Source organism: Streptomyces sp. NPDC088910, assembly GCF_044749865.1.
Lineage (GTDB): Bacteria > Actinomycetota > Actinomycetes > Streptomycetales > Streptomycetaceae > Actinacidiphila.
Genome location: NZ_JBIVIV010000001.1, coordinates 156,669 through 173,479, shown reverse-complemented (window position 1 = coordinate 173,479; position 16,811 = coordinate 156,669). Strand labels below are relative to the sequence as shown.

Annotated in this window: 16 protein-coding genes; 5 read left to right on the top strand and 11 right to left on the bottom strand. The window is 70.7% G+C overall.

The features are described 5' to 3' along the window. Positions 1–5: 5 nt before the first annotated feature. Positions 6–209, bottom strand: coding sequence for a helix-turn-helix domain-containing protein (locus ACIP4Z_RS00750; RefSeq protein WP_355334380.1), 204 nt, complete (start codon positions 207–209; stop codon positions 6–8). Positions 210–298: 89 nt separating this feature from the next. On the opposite strand from ACIP4Z_RS00750, the gene ACIP4Z_RS00745 reads away from it, so the two are divergent. Continuing rightward, on the top strand, positions 299–784 hold the full coding sequence (locus tag ACIP4Z_RS00745; protein ID WP_401303915.1) for a DUF5990 family protein: 486 nt from the start codon (positions 299–301) through the stop codon (positions 782–784). A gap of 61 nt (positions 785–845) precedes the next feature. Here the strand turns inward: ACIP4Z_RS00745 and ACIP4Z_RS00740 are convergent, their stop codons facing one another. Next, on the bottom strand, positions 846–2,018 hold the full coding sequence (locus ACIP4Z_RS00740; protein WP_401303912.1) for a serine hydrolase: 1,173 nt from the start codon (positions 2,016–2,018) through the stop codon (positions 846–848). A gap of 294 nt (positions 2,019–2,312) precedes the next feature. On the opposite strand from ACIP4Z_RS00740, the gene ACIP4Z_RS00735 reads away from it, so the two are divergent. Next, positions 2,313–4,295, top strand: a complete 1,983-nt coding sequence (locus ACIP4Z_RS00735; protein WP_355334376.1) for a discoidin domain-containing protein — start codon at positions 2,313–2,315, stop codon at positions 4,293–4,295. Positions 4,296–4,337: 42 nt separating this feature from the next. Here ACIP4Z_RS00735 and ACIP4Z_RS00730 read toward each other — a convergent pair whose 3' ends face one another. The 5 genes from ACIP4Z_RS00730 to ACIP4Z_RS00710 form a co-directional block, all read right to left on the bottom strand. Then, positions 4,338–5,582: a serine hydrolase domain-containing protein gene (locus ACIP4Z_RS00730; protein WP_401303908.1), complete on the bottom strand. Its 1,245-nt coding sequence runs from the start codon at positions 5,580–5,582 to the stop codon at positions 4,338–4,340. Between the two features lie 138 nt (positions 5,583–5,720). After that, positions 5,721–7,580, bottom strand: a complete 1,860-nt coding sequence (locus ACIP4Z_RS00725; protein ID WP_401303905.1) for a hypothetical protein — start codon at positions 7,578–7,580, stop codon at positions 5,721–5,723. Between the two features lie 305 nt (positions 7,581–7,885). After that, a complete protein-coding gene (locus tag ACIP4Z_RS00720) occupies positions 7,886–8,566 on the bottom strand; it encodes a response regulator transcription factor (RefSeq protein WP_401303902.1) in 681 nt (226 codons plus the stop codon). Positions 8,567–9,121: 555 nt separating this feature from the next. Then, positions 9,122–10,066: an Fpg/Nei family DNA glycosylase gene (locus ACIP4Z_RS00715; RefSeq protein ID WP_401303900.1), complete on the bottom strand. Its 945-nt coding sequence runs from the start codon at positions 10,064–10,066 to the stop codon at positions 9,122–9,124. A gap of 91 nt (positions 10,067–10,157) precedes the next feature. Next, positions 10,158–10,949 (bottom strand): VOC family protein, encoded by a 792-nt coding sequence (locus ACIP4Z_RS00710; RefSeq protein ID WP_391159955.1) that lies wholly within the window; start codon positions 10,947–10,949, stop codon positions 10,158–10,160. A 196-nt stretch (positions 10,950–11,145) separates the two neighbouring features. Here ACIP4Z_RS00710 and ACIP4Z_RS00705 point away from each other — a divergent pair, with 196 nt between their 5' ends. Both ACIP4Z_RS00705 and ACIP4Z_RS00700 read left to right on the top strand, forming a co-directional pair. Continuing rightward, complete coding sequence (locus ACIP4Z_RS00705; RefSeq protein ID WP_391043825.1) at positions 11,146–11,310, top strand: hypothetical protein; 165 nt, start codon at positions 11,146–11,148, stop codon at positions 11,308–11,310. Between the two features lie 149 nt (positions 11,311–11,459). Further along, positions 11,460–11,996 (top strand): DUF664 domain-containing protein, encoded by a 537-nt coding sequence (locus ACIP4Z_RS00700; protein WP_391159951.1) that lies wholly within the window; start codon positions 11,460–11,462, stop codon positions 11,994–11,996. Positions 11,997–12,242: 246 nt separating this feature from the next. Here the strand turns inward: ACIP4Z_RS00700 and glnA are convergent, their stop codons facing one another. After that, positions 12,243–13,652, bottom strand: a complete 1,410-nt coding sequence (gene glnA / locus ACIP4Z_RS00695; RefSeq protein WP_188283233.1) for a type I glutamate--ammonia ligase — start codon at positions 13,650–13,652, stop codon at positions 12,243–12,245. Between the two features lie 241 nt (positions 13,653–13,893). Here glnA and ACIP4Z_RS00690 point away from each other — a divergent pair, with 241 nt between their 5' ends. Further along, the gene (locus ACIP4Z_RS00690) at positions 13,894–14,361 is read left to right on the top strand and encodes an RDD family protein (RefSeq protein WP_188283232.1); all 468 of its coding nucleotides are present in this window, start codon (positions 13,894–13,896) and stop codon (positions 14,359–14,361) included. Between the two features lie 92 nt (positions 14,362–14,453). Here the strand turns inward: ACIP4Z_RS00690 and ACIP4Z_RS00685 are convergent, their stop codons facing one another. The 3 genes from ACIP4Z_RS00685 to lipA all read right to left on the bottom strand — a co-directional run bounded on the left by ACIP4Z_RS00685 (position 14,454) and on the right by lipA (position 16,725). Continuing rightward, complete coding sequence (locus tag ACIP4Z_RS00685; protein WP_355334356.1) at positions 14,454–15,143, bottom strand: DUF4191 domain-containing protein; 690 nt, start codon at positions 15,141–15,143, stop codon at positions 14,454–14,456. A 31-nt stretch (positions 15,144–15,174) separates the two neighbouring features. Then, entirely contained in the window at positions 15,175–15,381 is a 207-nt protein-coding gene (locus ACIP4Z_RS00680) for a hypothetical protein (RefSeq protein WP_355334353.1), read from the bottom strand. A gap of 354 nt (positions 15,382–15,735) precedes the next feature. After that, entirely contained in the window at positions 15,736–16,725 is a 990-nt protein-coding gene (lipA, locus tag ACIP4Z_RS00675) for a lipoyl synthase (RefSeq protein ID WP_355334351.1), read from the bottom strand. Positions 16,726–16,811: the final 86 nt, after the last annotated feature.

The following is a 16,811-nucleotide window of genomic DNA, read 5'->3' as shown; positions in this document are numbered from 1 at the left end:
GGGCCTCACTTTCCGTACTTCGCGTGCACCGACTGACGCGACACCCCGAGGGCGTCGCCGATCTGCTCCCACGACCAGCCCTTCCGGCGGGCCAGCGCCACATGCGCGGCCTCGACCTGTTCGGCGAGCCGGTGCAGCGCGCCGACGGCCCGCAGGCCGACCGCGGGGTCGTCCGAGTTCACGGCCGCGGAGACACTGTTGGTATCCATGGGTGTCAGGCTAGGCTGACGCGCGATGTCGCGTCAATCCAAACTGACAAACCCGTCCGGCCGGATGTGCGGAATGCCAGAATGGCCGCATGGCCCCAGCGACGCCCGGCACCTCCACGCCCGTCACGCTCCGCATCGAAGGCACCGGCCTTCCCGGTCGCGCCTGCGCCGCCGCCCCCGGCTTCCCCGGATACACGGACATCCACGTCGCCGTTCAACGGCGCGCGAAACCGGGGGAGTTGCTCGACCCGACCCCCGGCGACGCGGACCGCGCCGTATGGACGCTGGAGTGCGTCGCGCGGACGGTCGCGGACGGCGCCGAGCTGACCGGCCCGTACGTGCAGGGCGGGCCGGGCGGGCGCTTCGTCTATCTGTCCTGGGGCGGGGTCGGCGCGGACGGGTCCTTCGCGGTGTTCCGCCGCGCCAAGCTGCTGCTCGAAGCCGTCGAGCCGGACGTGCTCGCCGCCGCCGTACGGTCCGGGCGGCTCACCGGGCGCCTCGGCCTCACCGGCCCCGAGGGGCACCCGCTGTGCGCCCGCGTCGTACCGCCGGTCATCGCCTGGTCGGCGGGCTGAGCGCCGGAGTCCCGGGCACCCCTGGGCGGCTTCCTGGCTTCCTACGGGACGGGCCTTCTCCTTACGTCACGGCCTTCGCCGCCGCCTCCGCGACCCGTTCCACCAGCGCGATCCCGTCCTGCTCCGACACATGGCCGCCGGAGAGCACCGCGACCAGCAGCGTATGGCCGTCGTGCTCGACCTTCCCGATGCTGTTGACGTCCCACAGGCCGGTGGCGCTCCGCGGCAGCCAGCCGTTCTTCAGCGCGTAGTCGCCGCCGTCGGAGTCGGCGGCCGACACGCCCCACCGCTGGTCGGCGGTGACCGCGTGCATCAGGTCCGAGATGTAGTCACGCGAGGCGGCGCTGAGCGGGGAGTCGTCGCCGTCGCCGTAGACCGCGCGCAGCAGGGTGATCTGGTCGGCGGCGGTGGTCTGGGTCAGGCCCCACAATTCGCCGCTGCCGGGGGTGGTGTGGCTCAGGCCGAGCGAGGCGTTGGCGGACGCCAGCCCCGGGCCGCCGCCGATGGCCTCCCACAGCGCGAGCGCCGCGTCGTTGTCGCTCTGCTCGATCATGTCGGTGGCCAAGTCGCGCTGTTCGGAGGTCAGTTGGGTGCCCGCGCGCTGATGCCTGAGCAGCAGCGCCGCCAGGATGTCGACCTTGACGATGCTCGCGGTGTCGTACGCCGTCGTGTCGCCGCTGTCGTACGTGGCGACCGTGCTGCCGCTGTCGTCGCTGTCCCCGCCCAGTTCGGTCACGGCGACCGAGAAGTGCCCGGAGCCGGTGTCGGAAAGGGCCTTGATCGCCGCGCGCAGTTCGGCCTGGGTGTCCCGCGCGGCGGTGGCCGTCGTCTTCTGCGGGGGAGCGGCCGAGGGGGAGGGCGGCGCGGTGGTCGGCGGAGTGGTGGTCGAGGGCGTGGCGGTCGAGGGCGCCTGCGCCGGGGTGAAGGGCTTCGCGGTGGTGGGGGCGGGGGAGGGGGACGCCTTGTCCGTCGCGCCGCTGGTCGCCTTTCCGTCCGCCCCGGCCCGCGCGGACGGCGACTGGATGACGGTGGCCAGCGTCAGCACCGCGATCACCGCGAGTGTCGTGGTGGACACCACGAGGGGCCGCCGGGTCCACCAGTGCGCGGCGGCCCCGCTCCCCGTCTCGTTCCCGGCATCGTCCCAGGCTGTGTCCGTGGCCAGGTCTCCGGCCACGTCTCCGGCCCCGCTCCCGGCGTCACCCCCAGCTCCGCCGGACGTCTGTTCGTCATCCATGCGGAGGACCGTATGAATCGTTTCTTGGATTCCGCTGAGATCCCGGTTCCAATCTTGTGAACCTTTGCGCCCATCCCGCACGGCACCACCGAAAACCACGACAGAACGGTTCTTGCGTCATCTCTGTCAATTATTTCGCCTGCTGCACGATCTATTGCGCTCACGTAACCCTGTCGTTACGATCCCCCGCACCAGACTTCCGGCCCCTGCCGCAGAGCACTCGCCCGAGCACTCACCCGAGTGCCCGACGGCCGCGCGGGCGGCGGGAGTTGACAGCCGATCGGAGGAGTCCAGATGGGTGTCACACGCCGGGTCTTCCTGCAAGCCGCCATAGCGGCCACTGCGGCAGGAACCCTAGGTGTCGCGGAGACCGCCGCCGCGGGCAGCGCGACAGCGGCCAGCGGGCCGGGAGACGTGGTCGGGAAGGTCACGGTCGGCTATCAGGGCTGGTTCGCCTGCATCGGCGACGGCGCCCCGATCAACGGCTGGTGGCACTGGACGCAGAACTGGGGCCAGACCCCGTCACCGTCCAACACCGGCATCAGTAGCTGGCCGGACATGCGCGAGTACACCCACACCTACCAGACGGGATACGCCGCCCTCGGCAACGGCCAGCCCGCGACGCTCTTCTCGTCCTACGACCAGCAGACCGTCGACACGCACTTCCAGTGGATGCAGCAGTACGGCATCGACACCGCCGCGCTCCAGCGCTTCAACCCCACCGGCGGCGAAGGCCCGACGCGCGACGCGATGGCCACCAAGGTGCGCAGCGCCGCGGAGTCGCACAGCCGGAAGTTCTACATCATGTACGACGTCACCGGCTGGACGAACATGCAGTCCGAGATCAAGACGGACTGGACCAACAAGATGAAGGCCCACACGGCCTCCTCGGCGTACGCGACGCAGAACGGCAAGCCGGTCGTCTGCATCTGGGGCTTCGGCTTCAACGACAACAACCACCCGTTCAGCACCGACGCCTGCATCGACGTCATCAACTGGTTCAAGGGACAGGGCTGTTACGTCATCGGCGGGGTGCCGCGCGAGTGGCGCACCGGCGGCGCGGGCACCCGTACCGGCTACTCGGACGTCTACCACGCGTTCAACATGATCTCGCCGTGGATGGTCGGCGCGATCGGCAACGCGGGCGACTCCGACAACGCCTACAACACCTACACCGTCGGCGACGAGGCCGACTGCGCCGCGCACGGCATCGACTACCAGCCGTGCGTCCTGCCCGGTGACGTCTCCGGACGGCAGCGCGCGCACGGCGACTTCATGTGGCGGCAGTTCTACAACGTCTGCCGGGCCGGGGTGCAGGGCATCTACATCTCGATGTTCGACGAGTACAACGAGGGCAACCAGATCGCCAAGACCGCCGAGTCCCAGGCGTGGACGCCCACCAACTCCGGCTTCCTGGCGCTGGACGAGGACGGTACGGCCTGCTCCTCGGACTACTACCTGCGGCTGACCGGCGACGGCGGCAAGATGCTCAAGGGCCAGATCGCCCTCACCGCGGTCCGCCCCACCCAGCCGCTGGTCTCCGGCGGCGGCGACACCGTACCGCCGACCGCGCCCGGCACGCTGCACGTCACCGGGCACACCGACACCACCGCCGCGCTGGCCTGGACCGCCTCGACCGACAACGTCGGCGTCACCGGCTACCGGATCATGCGGGTCACCGGCTCCACCAGCACCCAGGCGGGCAGCGCGGCGGGCAACGCCACGACCGCCACCGTCACCGGGCTCAGCCCGTCCACCGCCTACACCTTCACCGTCCAGGCCGTCGACGCGGCGGGCAACGTGTCCCCCGCGTCCAACCAGGTCAGCGTCACCACCGACGCGACGACCGTGCCGCCGGGCACCAACCTCGCCCTGGGCAAGGCCACTTCGGAGAGCAGCCACACCCAGGTCTACGGCTCGGGCAACGTGGTCGACGGCGACCCCAACTCGTACTGGGAGAGCAACAACAACGCCTTCCCGCAGTGGATCCAGGTCGACCTCGGCCTCACCACCACCGTCAAGCGGCTGGTGCTCAAGCTGCCGCCGCCCACCGCCTGGAGCACCCGCTCCCAGACCATCTCCGTACAGGCCGGCCCCAGCGTCCCGCTGACCACCCAGATCCCCGCGCAGAACTACACGTTCAACCCCGCGTCGGGGAACTCCGTGACGATCAACCTGCCGTCGGCGGTCACCGCGCGCTACGTGCGGCTGAACTTCACCGCCAACACCGGCTGGCCCGCCGGGCAGCTCTCCGAACTGGAGGTCTACAGCGCCTGACCGGAGTGCGACCCGCGCCGTTCGTGATGCCGTCGGCGCGGGTCACGGCGCCTGACGGTCGCACAGCGCGTCGTCGGTGAGCGCCTCCACCGCGCGATTGACCTTGTCCTGGTCGATCAGCGCGGTGGTGGTGGTCACCGACACCGTCACCGCGCGGCGGCCGTCGGCGCTCACGGCGGGCCGGGTGTACACGCCGAAACCGTCGCCCTCGTGCAGGTAGGAGACGCCGCCGCAGCTCAGCGGGACCACGCGCAGCCCGAGCCCGTAACCGCCCTGCCTGCCGGACGGCGGCACCGGCAGATCGTCGTACGGCACCGTCTCGCGCATCTCCCGCCACTGCTCGGCGGGCAGCAGTTCGCCGGTCGCGAGCGCCCGGAAGAAGGCGTTGAGGTCGCCCGGCGTGCTCACCACCCCGGAGTCCGCCGTGTGCTGGAAGCTCAGCTCGGTCGCGTCGAGCACCCCGCCGTCGGGAGCGTCCACGGTCACCCGCTCGTGCGGCCCGACCAGGAACGGATTGTCGCCGGGGATGTACGTGTGCCGCAGTCCCAGCTTCGCGATGACGCGGTGCTCGACCAACTCCCGCCAGGTGGCGCCCGATCCGCCCGCCGTCCGCTCCGCCCTGTCGTTCGCCTTCTCCGCGATCATCGCGGCCAGCAGGTAGTTGGTGTTGGAGTACGCCCACTGCCGGGCCGTACCCGCCGGTCCCGGTGTGAACAGCGGCGGGTGGCTCATCGCGAGGGCGACGAGCTGCGGGGCGGGCGTCACGTCGTAGCGGTTCTCGTCGAAGTGGTGGAAGAGCCGGTCCTGGACGGACGGGTCGGCCACGTAGTCGTAGAGCCCGCTGGTCTGCCGCAGCAGGTCCCGCACCGTGATCCGCGAGCCGTCGTTGCCGTGGCCGCGCACCACGCCGGGCAGCCAGTGCTCGACGGTGTCGTCCAGCGACAGCTTGCCCTCGGCGGCCAGTTGGAGCACCACGACCGCCGTGAAGGTCTTGGTGGTGCTCGCCGCGCGAAATTCCGGCTCCCACGGGACGGGCTCCTTGGAGCCGCGTCCCGCCGTGCCGAACCGCGCCCGCAGCGGCCCGTCCGGGGTGTCGACCCGCGCCACGACATTGACCTGGCCGTCCCCCGCGGCCCGCACCGCGGCCAGGTCGCCGCGCAAGTCCCCCTGCCCGTAGTGGTGTCGGCCGCCCGAGCCGTGCGCGGGCACCGCCGCCAGCGCGGACGCGGCCAGTGCCACCGACCACGCCGCCACGATCGTGCGCTTCCCCGACAACGACACCCTCATGACGGCTCCCCGTTGGACGACCCGGGCCCGCCCCGTGCGGACTGCGTCCATCCAACCCGCGCCGCGCACCATGATCGATGGAGCTGTCACCCGAACGCCCGGTGGGGACAACCCCCGGTCCGGGCCGCCGACAGCGGGTCAGCGGCGCGGGCAGATCACCAAGTGGTAGGCGGGCAGGGCGGCGACGGGCCGGTGGCAGTCGAACCGGCCGCGGATCGTGTCCGCCGCCTCGGGCGCGACCTGGCCCAGCGGGAACCAGAAGGTGTCGAGCACGGCGTAGCGCGAGGCGGGGTCGCTCAGGCAGCGCAGATTCTCGCGGTAGCTGACCTGACTGGTGATCGACCGGTCGTAGCGCGTGCGTTGGAGGAAGTCGGGCGTCGGGTAGCGGCAGTGCGTCGGGTTGCCGAGCAGATAGCCGATGTCGCCGAACGCCAGGTACGTGACGGGGGTGTCCGCGCCGATACGGTGCCGGACGCCGGTCAGCCACCGGGTCAACTCGTGCCGGGTGTCGGCGCGTTCGAGCGAGGTGAAGGTCGAGTGCCGGGTGTCGTACGAGTACGGCGTCGTCGGCCACACCGGGATCGCCAGCGCGAGGAGCAGGGCGAGGGCCGGGACGGAGCGGAGGAGGAGGCCGGGGGAGGGGGCGCGTACCGGCACCTGTCCGGGTACCCGTGCCCGTACTCGTACCCGTACCTGCACCCGTGCTCGCCCGTGCAGCGAGGCCGTGAGCAGCGTCGCCACGACGACCGCCGAGACCAGCGTGTACGCGGCCGTCTCGTGCGCGTGCCGCCAGTTCCAGGACTGCCCGGCGATCAGGGGGACGGCGACGCCGAGCAGCAGGGCCCCGGCGAGCAGCGGCAGGTCGGGGCGGCGGGCGACGGCGAGACCGCACAGGGCGGCGGCCAGCACCGGGAGCGCGGCCAGGTGGTACTGGAACCACTGCCCCTGCACCACCAGCGCGGCCAGCACGCCCGCGACCCCGGCCGCCGTCAGCAGCGGCCACGCCCAGCGGGCGGCGCGGGACGCGCTGCAGCGCGCGAGCAGCACCACGGCGGCGGGCAGCAGCGCCACCACTGGATTCATCAGCGCCTCGGTGCCGACCGTGGTGATCAGCGCGTGCACGTCGGCGGAGTGCAGGCCGTTCTGCAAAGGGGTGTTGGGGTTCAGCGCCGACAGTTCGTTGAACCAGCGCCACTCGCGCGGCTGTACGAGGATCGCCAGCGCGAAGCCCGCGGGGGCGGCGACGGCGGCGGCTGCCGTGGTCAGCCAGCCGCGCCTCCGGTCCAGGACGAGGAGCGCGCCCAGCGGCAGCAGCGCCGTGGGCGCGGTCGTGTACTTCACCAGCACCGCGAGCGCGACCAGCACGCCGCCGAGGCCGACGGCCACCCAGGTGCGGCGCGGCGCGAGCGCGGCGGCGAGACCGGCCACCGCGCACAGCACGGCCACCCACTCCGGCTGGAGGAAGTCCCAGGCGGGCGCGAAGAGCAGCGCGAGCCCCACGGCTCCCGCCACCGCGTTCGCCTCGCGGCGCGGCAGGTGGCGCGCGAGGCCCTGGCGCAGCCACCACACGACGGCCGCCGCGACGACGATCACCAGCAGCCGTATCGACGCCTCGCGCACGGCGACCGGCCCGGCGGTGAGGTGGTCGAGCCACGACAGCGGCCAGCGGTACGCGAGCGGCCGGTGCACGAAGGTGCCGGACGCCGGAATCCCGCCGCGCCCGCTCGCCCGCATGCCGCCGAGGACGTACCGCACGTCGTGGTTGAGCCCGCTCCAGCACATGGCGGCGACGGCGGCGAGGCCGAGGAGGGCCGCGGCGAGGCGGACGGGGAGGGGGTACGGGGTGGACGTGCGGTCGCCGTCGCGGTCGCCATCGTCGGGGCCGCGGGGTGTCGGGACCGCTTCCGGGCGGGCGTCGCGGCCCGGCGCCCGGTCGGTTCCGGGGGCCGGCCGCGCGGAGGTTCCGGCGCCGTCGTCGATGTCGGGAACGGAGGTCACGGCCGCTGACACTAGCCGCGCGCCCGCGCGGTACGGCGGGGTTGGCCGCCTCGTACGCCGAATGTTCAACGGAATTTACGCGGGTGTTCGCGGCGGGCGCGTGAGGTGAGCCGTTGGGGCCTGCGGCCGGGCGAGGTGGGCGCGTAGGGCAGGCGCTCGTTTGGTTGGTGCCAGTCCCAGTGCCAGTGCTGGTGCCGTCTCCGCTCGTACGGCCCGCGCCCGCGCCGCCTGTGGCCGTAGCGCCGCCCGCGCCCGTACGGCCCCTGTCCGTACGGGCTCACGTCTCACGCGGGCGGGCGCGGCCGTCAGTTCGCGGTGTCCGCCAGCGTCGCCTCGTCGACCAGCCCCATCCTGATCGCCTTGACGACGGCGCTGGTCCGGTTCGTGGCGTCGAGCTTCAGCAGGACGCTGCTCACCAGCCGTTTGGCGCCGTGCTCGGAGATCAACAGACGCCTGCCGATCTGCTTGTTGCTCAGGCCGCGCACCAGCAGCACCAGCGTCTCGTTCTCACGTGACGTCAGCGCCCCGCGCCGCTTCACCGGGGCCGCTGCCGCCGCCTGTTGGATGAGGCTGCGGCCCAGCTCCACCGGAATCGCCATCTCCCCGGCCGCCAACTGGTCGAGAGCGCGGGCCATTCCGGCCGCCGACAGGTCCTGCCGGATCAGATAACCGTCGGCGGGCAGCCCCGCCAGGTCCCCCGTCTGATGCTGCTCGATCACCAACAGCAGCCGTGGTGACGGGTTCTCACCCCCGGCGGTCCCGACACCCCCGGCGGCCCCGACCCTTCCGGTCGCCCCGGTGCTCCCGGCTTCCCCGACGACCGTCCACAGCCGCCGGTTGGTCGCGGTCAACACCGCCACATCGGGCGCGTGTTCGCGCACCTTGCCGATGAAGTCGAACTCGTTCGCCGCGAAGTACGTCTCCACACCGGTCGCGAGACCCGACATGATCGCCTGCACCCCGAGGCGCAGGATCTGGTCCTCCATGAACAACACCACGCGGAGCCGCGCGGGAAACGGCATGCGACGCGAATGGTGGAGAATTTCCGAAGTCATAAATCCGCCCGTGTCTCTTCCGAGTAAGAACCACATCGGCGGCCTGCCCCCGAGCGGGCGCCTTTCCACAACGCGACGCCACCCCGATTGGCCGAAAAGGGCCAACGAGGGCGACTGCGGGAGCACTTACGGGCCTGAGTGTTCCCCATCGCGTTCGATCACACCTGGTACTCCCCTGGTATCCACCTGGCATGGCAGGAGCCCACGGCCGGTAGCAGGTGATCACATTTTTGCCTCATTACGCTACCAACGGTTAACGTCACCGGTCAACCAACTCGGAACCCCGGCGTCCGCCGAACCGGAGCGGGGCGTACCGCACTTGAGCGGGCGAGACCTCGACGCGGGCCCGTGCGGCGCCAGTTGACCGGCCGCTTGGGCAGCCGCGCGGGCAAGCGCCTGAGCGCCTGTTTGAGCGCCTGCCTGAGCGATTGCCTGAGCGGCTGCTTGAGCGACTGGTGGAGTGGTCGCGCGAGCTCACGTGTGCGCCTACTTGAGCAGCCGGGACATCCGCCGGTCCGCCAGCGGCTTGCCGCCCGTCTGGCACGTCGGGCAGTACTGCATCGCCGAGTTGCTGAAGGACACCTCGCGGATCGTGTCCCCGCACACCGGACACGGCTCGCCCTTGCGCCCGTGCACCCGCAGCCCGCTCTTCTTCTCCGACTTCAGATCGCGCAGCGGCAGCCCGCGCGACCGCTCGACGGCGTCGGCCAGCGTCGTACCGACCGCGTCGTAGAGCGTGGCCACCTCGTCCTCGGTGAGCGTGGCGGCCAGCTTGTACGGCGACATGCGCGCCGCGTGCAGGATCTCGTCGGAGTACGCGTTCCCGATCCCGGCGATCACGCTCTGGTCGCGCAGCACGCCCTTGATCTGGCTGCGCTTGCCCGCCAGCAGTTCGGTGAAGGCCGCGAGGGTGAAGTCGGCGGCGAAGGGGTCGGGGCCGAGGCGTGCGACGCCCGGGACGTCCAGCGGGTCCCGTACGACGTAGACCGCGAGGCCCTTCTGGGTGCCGGCCTCGGTGACGTCGAAGCCGGTTCCCTCGCCGCCGGTCGTTCCGGCCCCGCTTCCGGTGCCGGTTTCGGTGTCGCTTCCGGCCCCGTCCCCGGCCCCGTTTCCCGCTACCGGGGTGAGCCGTACGCGCAGTGCCAGCGGTCCCTTGCCGGGGCGCGGCGGCGCGTCCGCCATCTTCTCCGTCCACCGCACCCACCCGGCCCGCGCCAGGTGGACCACGAGGTGCAGCTCCCCGGCCGTGAGGTCGAGGAATTTCCCGTGCCGCCCCACGGCGTCGAAGGTCCGCCCCTCCAGCGCTCCGATCGGCGGGTCGTACGTCTTGAGCGCGTGCACGGCGACCGGGTACACCCGCTCGACCGTACGGCCGACCAGCTGCTCGGCCAGGAACCTGCTCAGGGACTCGACCTCCGGCAATTCAGGCATACCCCCAGTCTGCCCTGCCGCCGCCCGACCCGCCCCGGACAGACCGCCGCCCCGGGGCGTACGGCCCCGGGGCGGCGCGGGACAGCCGGGATCAGGCGGGCTGGAGTACGGCGAAGGTCGCGCCCGAGGGGTCGGCGAACCAGGCGATCCGGCCGATGCCCGGCACGTCCACGGTCGGCACCAGCACCGTCCCGCCCGCGCCCTGGACGCGGGTGACGATGTCGTCCGCGTCCGCCACGTCGAAGTACGGCACCCAGCGCGGGCTCACACCCTCCTGCGCGGCCGTGATGCCGCCGAAGGCCGTGTTCCCCTGGTCGCCCTCCGAGGTCGAGACGAACGTGTACGGCGCGTCACCCACCTGCGTGTCCGCCCCCCGCCAGCCGAACAGCCCGCGGTAGAACTCCAGCGCCGCGGCCGGGTCCGCCGTCTGGAGCTCGACCCACCCCAGCGACCCGTACACCGACGTGGTCTCCAGCCCCTTCAGGGCCTTCGGCTGGAAGAGCGCGAATTCCGCCCCGCCCGGATCGGTGACCGCCGCCATCCGCGCCGCGTCCCGCGCGTCGAACGGCTCGGCCCGCACCGCCCCGCCGGCCTGCGCGACCGCCTTCGCGGTGGCCTCCACGTCCGGCGTCTCGAAGTACACCGTCCACGCCGGGGTCGCCCCCTCGTCCACCAGCGGCCCCAGCGCCGCCACGATCTTCCCGTCCTTCTGCAAGGTCCCGTAACTCCCGGCGTCAGGCCCCGCCGGGTGGAACGTCCAGTCGAACACCGCCCCGTAGAACCCGGCCGCGGCCAGCGTGTCCTTCGCCGCGATGTCGATCCATGTGGCCGATCCGAGAATGGAATCCGTGGTGAGCATGCTGACGTGCCTGCCTTCCGTCATCAGTTCAAACCCATGGGCCAGAAGCCCCACCCCATCGTATACACGGTATACACCCCCTCGCCCGCCTTCCCCCCAACCCCACCCCGCCGCCACGGACCGTGTCCGGCGGCGTGGGGAGCCCCCTACGGAGCGTCTTCCGCGGATCGGAGGCGGCCTTGGCCGGTATCAACCTCGTCGTCGCGGACATGCGAAGGTCATGACGGATGAGCCGGGCACCACCCCCGCCGAGGACAAGACGCTCTACCAGAGGGAGACCCTGGAGGACGAGGTGATGGACGAGGTACTGGCCTCATACAGCGAAGCCGTCGACGAGAAGAAGCCGCCGACGCCCAGCGAAACAGCGGACACGGACGCGGACTGAGCCTTCCGCCGGTCTCGCGGTGGAGATCGGCGGCGCGCTCCTGGCCGCCTCTCCTCGAATCGCGGGCGGGCGATGAGTTCCGGCACGCGGTGAGGTCTTCCTGGGGACGTACGAACTCGGCCGAGCACGACCGGTAGGGAGACCCCAGCGTGAGCGACATCGTGGTGCAGAACATCGTGCGGCCCGACCGCGTGCTGTCAGGCTCCTGGCTGGAGGTGATCGCCTCGAATCTCGACTACCACCGGGCGACCTTCCTGTGGAAGTGCGAGGGCCTTACGGACGCCCAACTGCGCCAACGCCCGCTGCGATCCTCGGCGTTGACCCTGCTGGGGCTCATGCGCCACCTGCAAGGAGTCGAACGTGCCTGGTTCCAGCGGACGTTGGCCGACACCGCGCCTCGCTTCTTCCCCTACCGGACCTACACCACCCCCGACGGCGACGAGTGGTACGACGAGTCGGACGCCACGTCCGCCGAGGACGTCTACGAGGACTACCTGACGTCGTGCGAGGAGTCGCGGCAGCTCTTCACGAAGGTGACCGCCGACCTCACCCGCATCATGCCGAACCCGGAATTCGGCGCCACCGACGTGCGCTTCGTCCTCGAGCACGTGATCGAGGAGTACGCCCGCCACCTCGGCCACGCCGATCTCCTCCGCGAGGCCATCGACGGCGCCACCGGCGAATAACCGACGCCCCTCGCACACACCACCATCAGCAGAAGCCACCCGGCCGACCACGACCACGGGCAGCGCGGCCCGATGCCCACGCGGACGTCATCCTCGCAGCCAGCTGGCCTTCTCCGGCCTGACGGGAGCTGTCCTGGGGAATCGATTCCACCGCCGACGCGAGGGAGCCCCGTCACGCTCCGGGAGGGAGGTGGCGGGGCTCCGGTGCATCTGGTGGGGGTTGCCGCACGGGGCGGCAGCCCGGGCTTAGATGTCGAAGTAGAGCTCGAACTCGTGGGGGTGCGGGCGGAGCTGGATCGGGGCGATTTCGGCGGTGCGCTTGTAGTCGATCCAGGTGTCGATCAGGTCGGAGGTGAAGACGCCGCCGGCCTGGAGGTACTCGTTGTCGGCCTCGAGGGCGTCGAGGACGGCGGGGAGGGAGGTGGGGACCTGGGGGACGCCCGCGTGCTCCTCGGGGGCGAGCTCGTAGAGGTCCTTGTCGATCGGCTCGGCGGGCTCGATCTTGTTCTTGACGCCGTCGAGGCCCGCGAGGAGGAGGGCGGAGAAGGCGAGGTACGGGTTCGAGGACGGGTCCGGGGCGCGGAACTCGACGCGCTTGGCCTTCGGGTTGGAACCCGTGATCGGGATGCGCATCGCGGCGGACCGGTTGCGCTGCGAGTAGACCAGGTTGACCGGGGCCTCGAAGCCGGGGACCAGGCGGTGGTATGAGTTCACCGTCGGGTTGGTGAAGGCGAGCAGCGACGGCGCGTGCTTGAGGATGCCGCCGATGTAGTAGCGGGCGATGTCGGACAGGCCCGCGTAACCCTGCTCGTCGTAGAAGAGCGGCGTGCCGCCCTGCCACAGCGACTGGTGGACGTGCATGCCGGAGCCGTTGTCACCGAAGATCGGCTTGGGCATGAAGGTCGCGGTCTTGTTGTTGCGCCACGCGACGTTCTTCACGATGTACTTGAAGAGCATCAGGTCGTCGGCCGCGGCGAGCAGCGTGTTGAACTTGTAGTTGATCTCCGCCTGGCCCGCGGTGCCCACCTCGTGGTGCTGGCGCTCGACCTGGAGGCCGGAGGCCTCCAACTGGAGGGAGATCTCGGCGCGCAGGTCGGCGAAGTGGTCGACCGGCGGGGCCGGGAAGTAGCCGCCCTTGTAACGGACCTTGTAGCCGCGGTTGTCCTCGACCGCACCGGTGTTCCAGGCCGCGGCCTCGGAGTCGATGTGGTAGAACGACTCGTTCGCCGACGTCTGGAAGCGGACGCTGTCGAAGACGTAGAACTCGGCCTCGGGGCCGAAGTACGCGGTGTCGGCGACGCCGGTGGAGGCGAGGTACGCCTCGGCCTTCTTCGCCACGTTCCGCGGGTCACGGCTGTACGCCTCGCCGGTGATCGGGTCGTGGATGAAGAAGTTGATGTTGAGCGTTTTGTCCCGGCGGAACGGGTCCACGCGGGCCGTCGAGAGGTCGGCACGCAGCGCCATGTCCGACTCGTGGATGGCCTGGAAGCCGCGGATCGACGAGCCGTCGAAAGCAAGCTCATCGGTCGGGTCGAACGTCGAGACCGGGACCGTGAAGTGCTGCATGACGCCGGGCAGGTCACAGAACCGGACGTCGACGAACTTGACGTCCTCGTCCGTAATGAACCGGTTGACGTCGTCGGCGTTCTGGAACATCCCACTCCTCCTAGGCCCGGCCCCACGGGTCGGGTTGACAACTCGAGGCGCGCCAGTGCGGTGGCGCACACTGCCCCGACCATAGGGATCAGGGATTTCTCCAGCATGACCCATTTGTTTCCGAGGCGTTAACCGCGACGCCGGGGCGGCACCCGGGCAGCGCCGTACGGGTGGGCGTCCGGAAGGCCCCGTCCGCGACCGCGCTGTAGGGCCGCGGACGGCGCCGGGTTACCGTGGTCGGGTGGACAACAGGGATGCAATCGGATCGTGGCTGTCGGGCCCGGGTGCCGCCGCCGAGCAGATGGGCGTGGAGTTCGGCTACCGCGGGCAGCGCCTCGGACTGCCGGAGAACGGGCCGGGTTCCATCGCGCCGGTGGGGCGCCGCGTCGTGGCGCTCTTCATCGACTGGTTCCTCTGCCTGCTGATCGCATACGGCCTGATCGCGCACCGTGACGCCGGCAAGTCCAATACCTGGACACTCGTCGTCTTCGGCGTGGTCAGCGTCGTCCTGCTGCTGACCGTCGGCACCACGTTGGGCAAGCGGCTGATGGGCCTGCGCGTCGTACGCCTCGACGGCGGCCGTCTGGGAGCCGTCGCCGTCGTCATCCGTACGGCGCTGCTGCTGCTCGTCGTCCCCGCCGTCATCTGGGACCGCGACACCCGCGGCCTGCACGACAAGGCCGCCAAGTCCGTACAGGTACGGATCTGACCCAGCCGGGACGCAGAAGAAGGCACAGAAAAGGGGGTCCGGGGACAGCGTCCCCGGACCCCCTTCGTACAACGACCTCCGAGCCCGACCGCCTAGCGGCCCTTCGGCATCCGCATCCCCTTGGGCATCGGGCCCTTCGGGATCGGCATGTTGCTCATCAGGTCCCCGAGCGCCCGCAGCCGGTCGTTCACCTCGGTCGTCTTCGGGCCGGACAGCACGCGCGGCAGCTTCAGCAGCGTGGTGCGCACCTTCTTCAGCGACAGCTCGTCCGGGCCGTTGCCGACGATGAAGTCGTGCACCGGCACGTCGAAGACGACCCGGTTGACCTTCTTCTTCTCGGCGGCCAGCAGGCCCTTCACGCGGTTCGGGTTGCCTTCACCGATCAGGACGACACCGGCCTTGCCGACGGCGCGGTGCACCACGTCCTGGCTCTTGTTCATCGCGACGGCCGGGGTGACGGTCCAGCCGCGTCCGACATTCTGCAGAACGGCCGCGGCGGCGCCCGGCTTGCCTTCGAGCTGCCCGAACGCGGCCTTCTCGGCCCGGCGGCCGAAGATGACCGCCATCGCGAGGAAGGCCAGCAGGAAGCCAAGGATGCCTGCGTAGATGGGGTGACCGATCAAGAAGCCGAGGGCGAGGATGACACCGAAGGTGACGATTCCCACAGCCGCAACGACAAGCCCGACCTTGGGGTCGGCCTGCCTGGTCATCTTGTAGGTCTGGACGATCTGCTTCAGTCGTCCAGAATTCTCGGGGTTCTCGGGTGTTTCCTTCCTCGCCATGCCGCTCAGGATACGCGAGGGGGGTGCCCGCTCAGTCGTTGAGGGCGCTTCCCCGTGCGGCGCTCACAAGGGCGTCCATCTCGTGCTGCGCCTCCCGCCGGTCCCGGGCCCTGCGGCGGTCCTCGACGACGGCTGCCCAGGCGTTACGGCGGGCTGTCTGCTGCCCGCCGCGCAGCAGAAAGGACTCCACGGCGCGCAGCGCCACGGCCGGACGGATGTGCACGGACTCGGACGGCATGGCGTCCCCCTCATATGCGGCTGAGAGCTGAGAGCTGGGAGCTGGGAGCAGGAAGGTGCGGGGCGGTACGTAAAGCGGGGCGGTACGTGATGACGCGCGTGGTGCGGGCAGCGCCGGTGACTCGAAGAGCCCCGTGCGTGACACCAGGGTCGCCACAACGTGTTACCAGTCGGTGACCACTCGGTCAATCTCGCATGAAAGCCTCACTCCGGCAGCACGGCGCCCCGCCAGGTCACTCGCCCGGCGGGGCGTCGTCGGCGGTGAGCGGACTCACACGACGAGGGTCGGAACCGAGGGTCGGAACGGGGCCATGACGGGGGTCACGGCTGGGGCCATGACGGGGTCACGGCCGGGTCATACGGAGGGCGCCGCCACCGGGCCCACGGCCAGCCGCTCGCCCTCCCGCAGCCGCTTGTCCACGGCCTGCTGGAAGAGCCGTCCGGCGCGGTACGAGGAACGGACCAGCGGCCCGGACATGACGCCCGCGTAGCCGATCTCCTCGGCCTCCTCCTTCAGCTCCACGAACTCCGCGGGCTTCACCCAGCGCTCCACCGGGTGGTGCCGCACGGACGGCCGCAGGTACTGCGTGATGGTGATCAGCTCGCAGCCCGCGTCGTGCAGGTCCTGGAGCGCCTGGCTGATCTCCTCGCGCTCCTCGCCCATGCCCAGGATCAGGTTGGACTTGGTGACCAGACCGGCCTCGCGGGCGCGGGTGATCACTTCGAGCGAGCGCTCGTAGCGGAAGCCGGGGCGGATCCGCTTGAAGATCCGCGGCACCGTCTCGACGTTGTGCGCGAGCACCTCGGGGCGGGAGCCGAAGACCTCGGCGAGCTGCGCGGGCTCGGCGTTGAAGTCGGGGATGAGCAGCTCGACCTTGGTGTGGCCGCCCTCGCGCGCCGCCGTCATGGCGTGGATCTGCCGGACGGTCTCCGCGTACAGCCAGGAGCCGCCGTCCTCCAGGTCGTCGCGGGCGACGCCGGTGATCGTGGCGTAGTTGAGGTCCATCGTGACGACGGACTCGCCGACGCGGCGCGGCTCGTCACGGTCGAGCGCCTGCGGCTTGCCGGTGTCGATCTGGCAGAAGTCGCAGCGCCGCGTGCACTGGTCGCCGCCGATGAGGAAGGTCGCCTCGCGGTCCTCCCAGCATTCGTAGATGTTGGGACAGCCGGCCTCCTGGCACACCGTGTGCAGCCCCTCGCTCTTCACGAGTTTCTGCATCTGGGTGTACTCGGGGCCCATCTTGGCGCGGGTCTTGATCCACTCGGGCTTGCGCTCGATGGGGGTCTGGCTGTTGCGGACCTCCAGGCGCAGCATCTTGCGTCCGTCGGGTGCGACTGCGGACACGACCGGCTCCCTAAAGCTTCGATTCTTCGGCGAACACCAGAGTACGCCCGTGATTCGTACGGCTTGATCCGTGCGGCTTCCTCTGG

Bases quoted from the DNA above. Each gene is read 5' to 3' on its own strand.
- ACIP4Z_RS00750 (WP_355334380.1), bottom strand. From the start codon at position 209: ATGGATACCAACAGTGTCTCCGCGGCCGTGAACTCGGACGACCCCGCG.
- ACIP4Z_RS00745 (WP_401303915.1), top strand. From the start codon at position 299: ATGGCCCCAGCGACGCCCGGCACCTCCACGCCCGTCACGCTCCGCATC.
- ACIP4Z_RS00740 (WP_401303912.1), bottom strand. From the start codon at position 2,018: ATGGATGACGAACAGACGTCCGGCGGAGCTGGGGGTGACGCCGGGAGC.
- ACIP4Z_RS00735 (WP_355334376.1), top strand. From the start codon at position 2,313: ATGGGTGTCACACGCCGGGTCTTCCTGCAAGCCGCCATAGCGGCCACT.
- ACIP4Z_RS00730 (WP_401303908.1), bottom strand. From the start codon at position 5,582: ATGAGGGTGTCGTTGTCGGGGAAGCGCACGATCGTGGCGGCGTGGTCG.
- ACIP4Z_RS00720 (WP_401303902.1), bottom strand. From the start codon at position 8,566: ATGGAGGACCAGATCCTGCGCCTCGGGGTGCAGGCGATCATGTCGGGT.
- ACIP4Z_RS00715 (WP_401303900.1), bottom strand. From the start codon at position 10,066: ATGCCTGAATTGCCGGAGGTCGAGTCCCTGAGCAGGTTCCTGGCCGAG.
- ACIP4Z_RS00710 (WP_391159955.1), bottom strand. From the start codon at position 10,949: ATGACGGAAGGCAGGCACGTCAGCATGCTCACCACGGATTCCATTCTC.
- ACIP4Z_RS00705 (WP_391043825.1), top strand. From the start codon at position 11,146: ATGACGGATGAGCCGGGCACCACCCCCGCCGAGGACAAGACGCTCTAC.
- glnA (WP_188283233.1), bottom strand. From the start codon at position 13,652: ATGTTCCAGAACGCCGACGACGTCAACCGGTTCATTACGGACGAGGAC.
- ACIP4Z_RS00685 (WP_355334356.1), bottom strand. From the start codon at position 15,143: ATGGCGAGGAAGGAAACACCCGAGAACCCCGAGAATTCTGGACGACTG.
- ACIP4Z_RS00680 (WP_355334353.1), bottom strand. From the start codon at position 15,381: ATGCCGTCCGAGTCCGTGCACATCCGTCCGGCCGTGGCGCTGCGCGCC.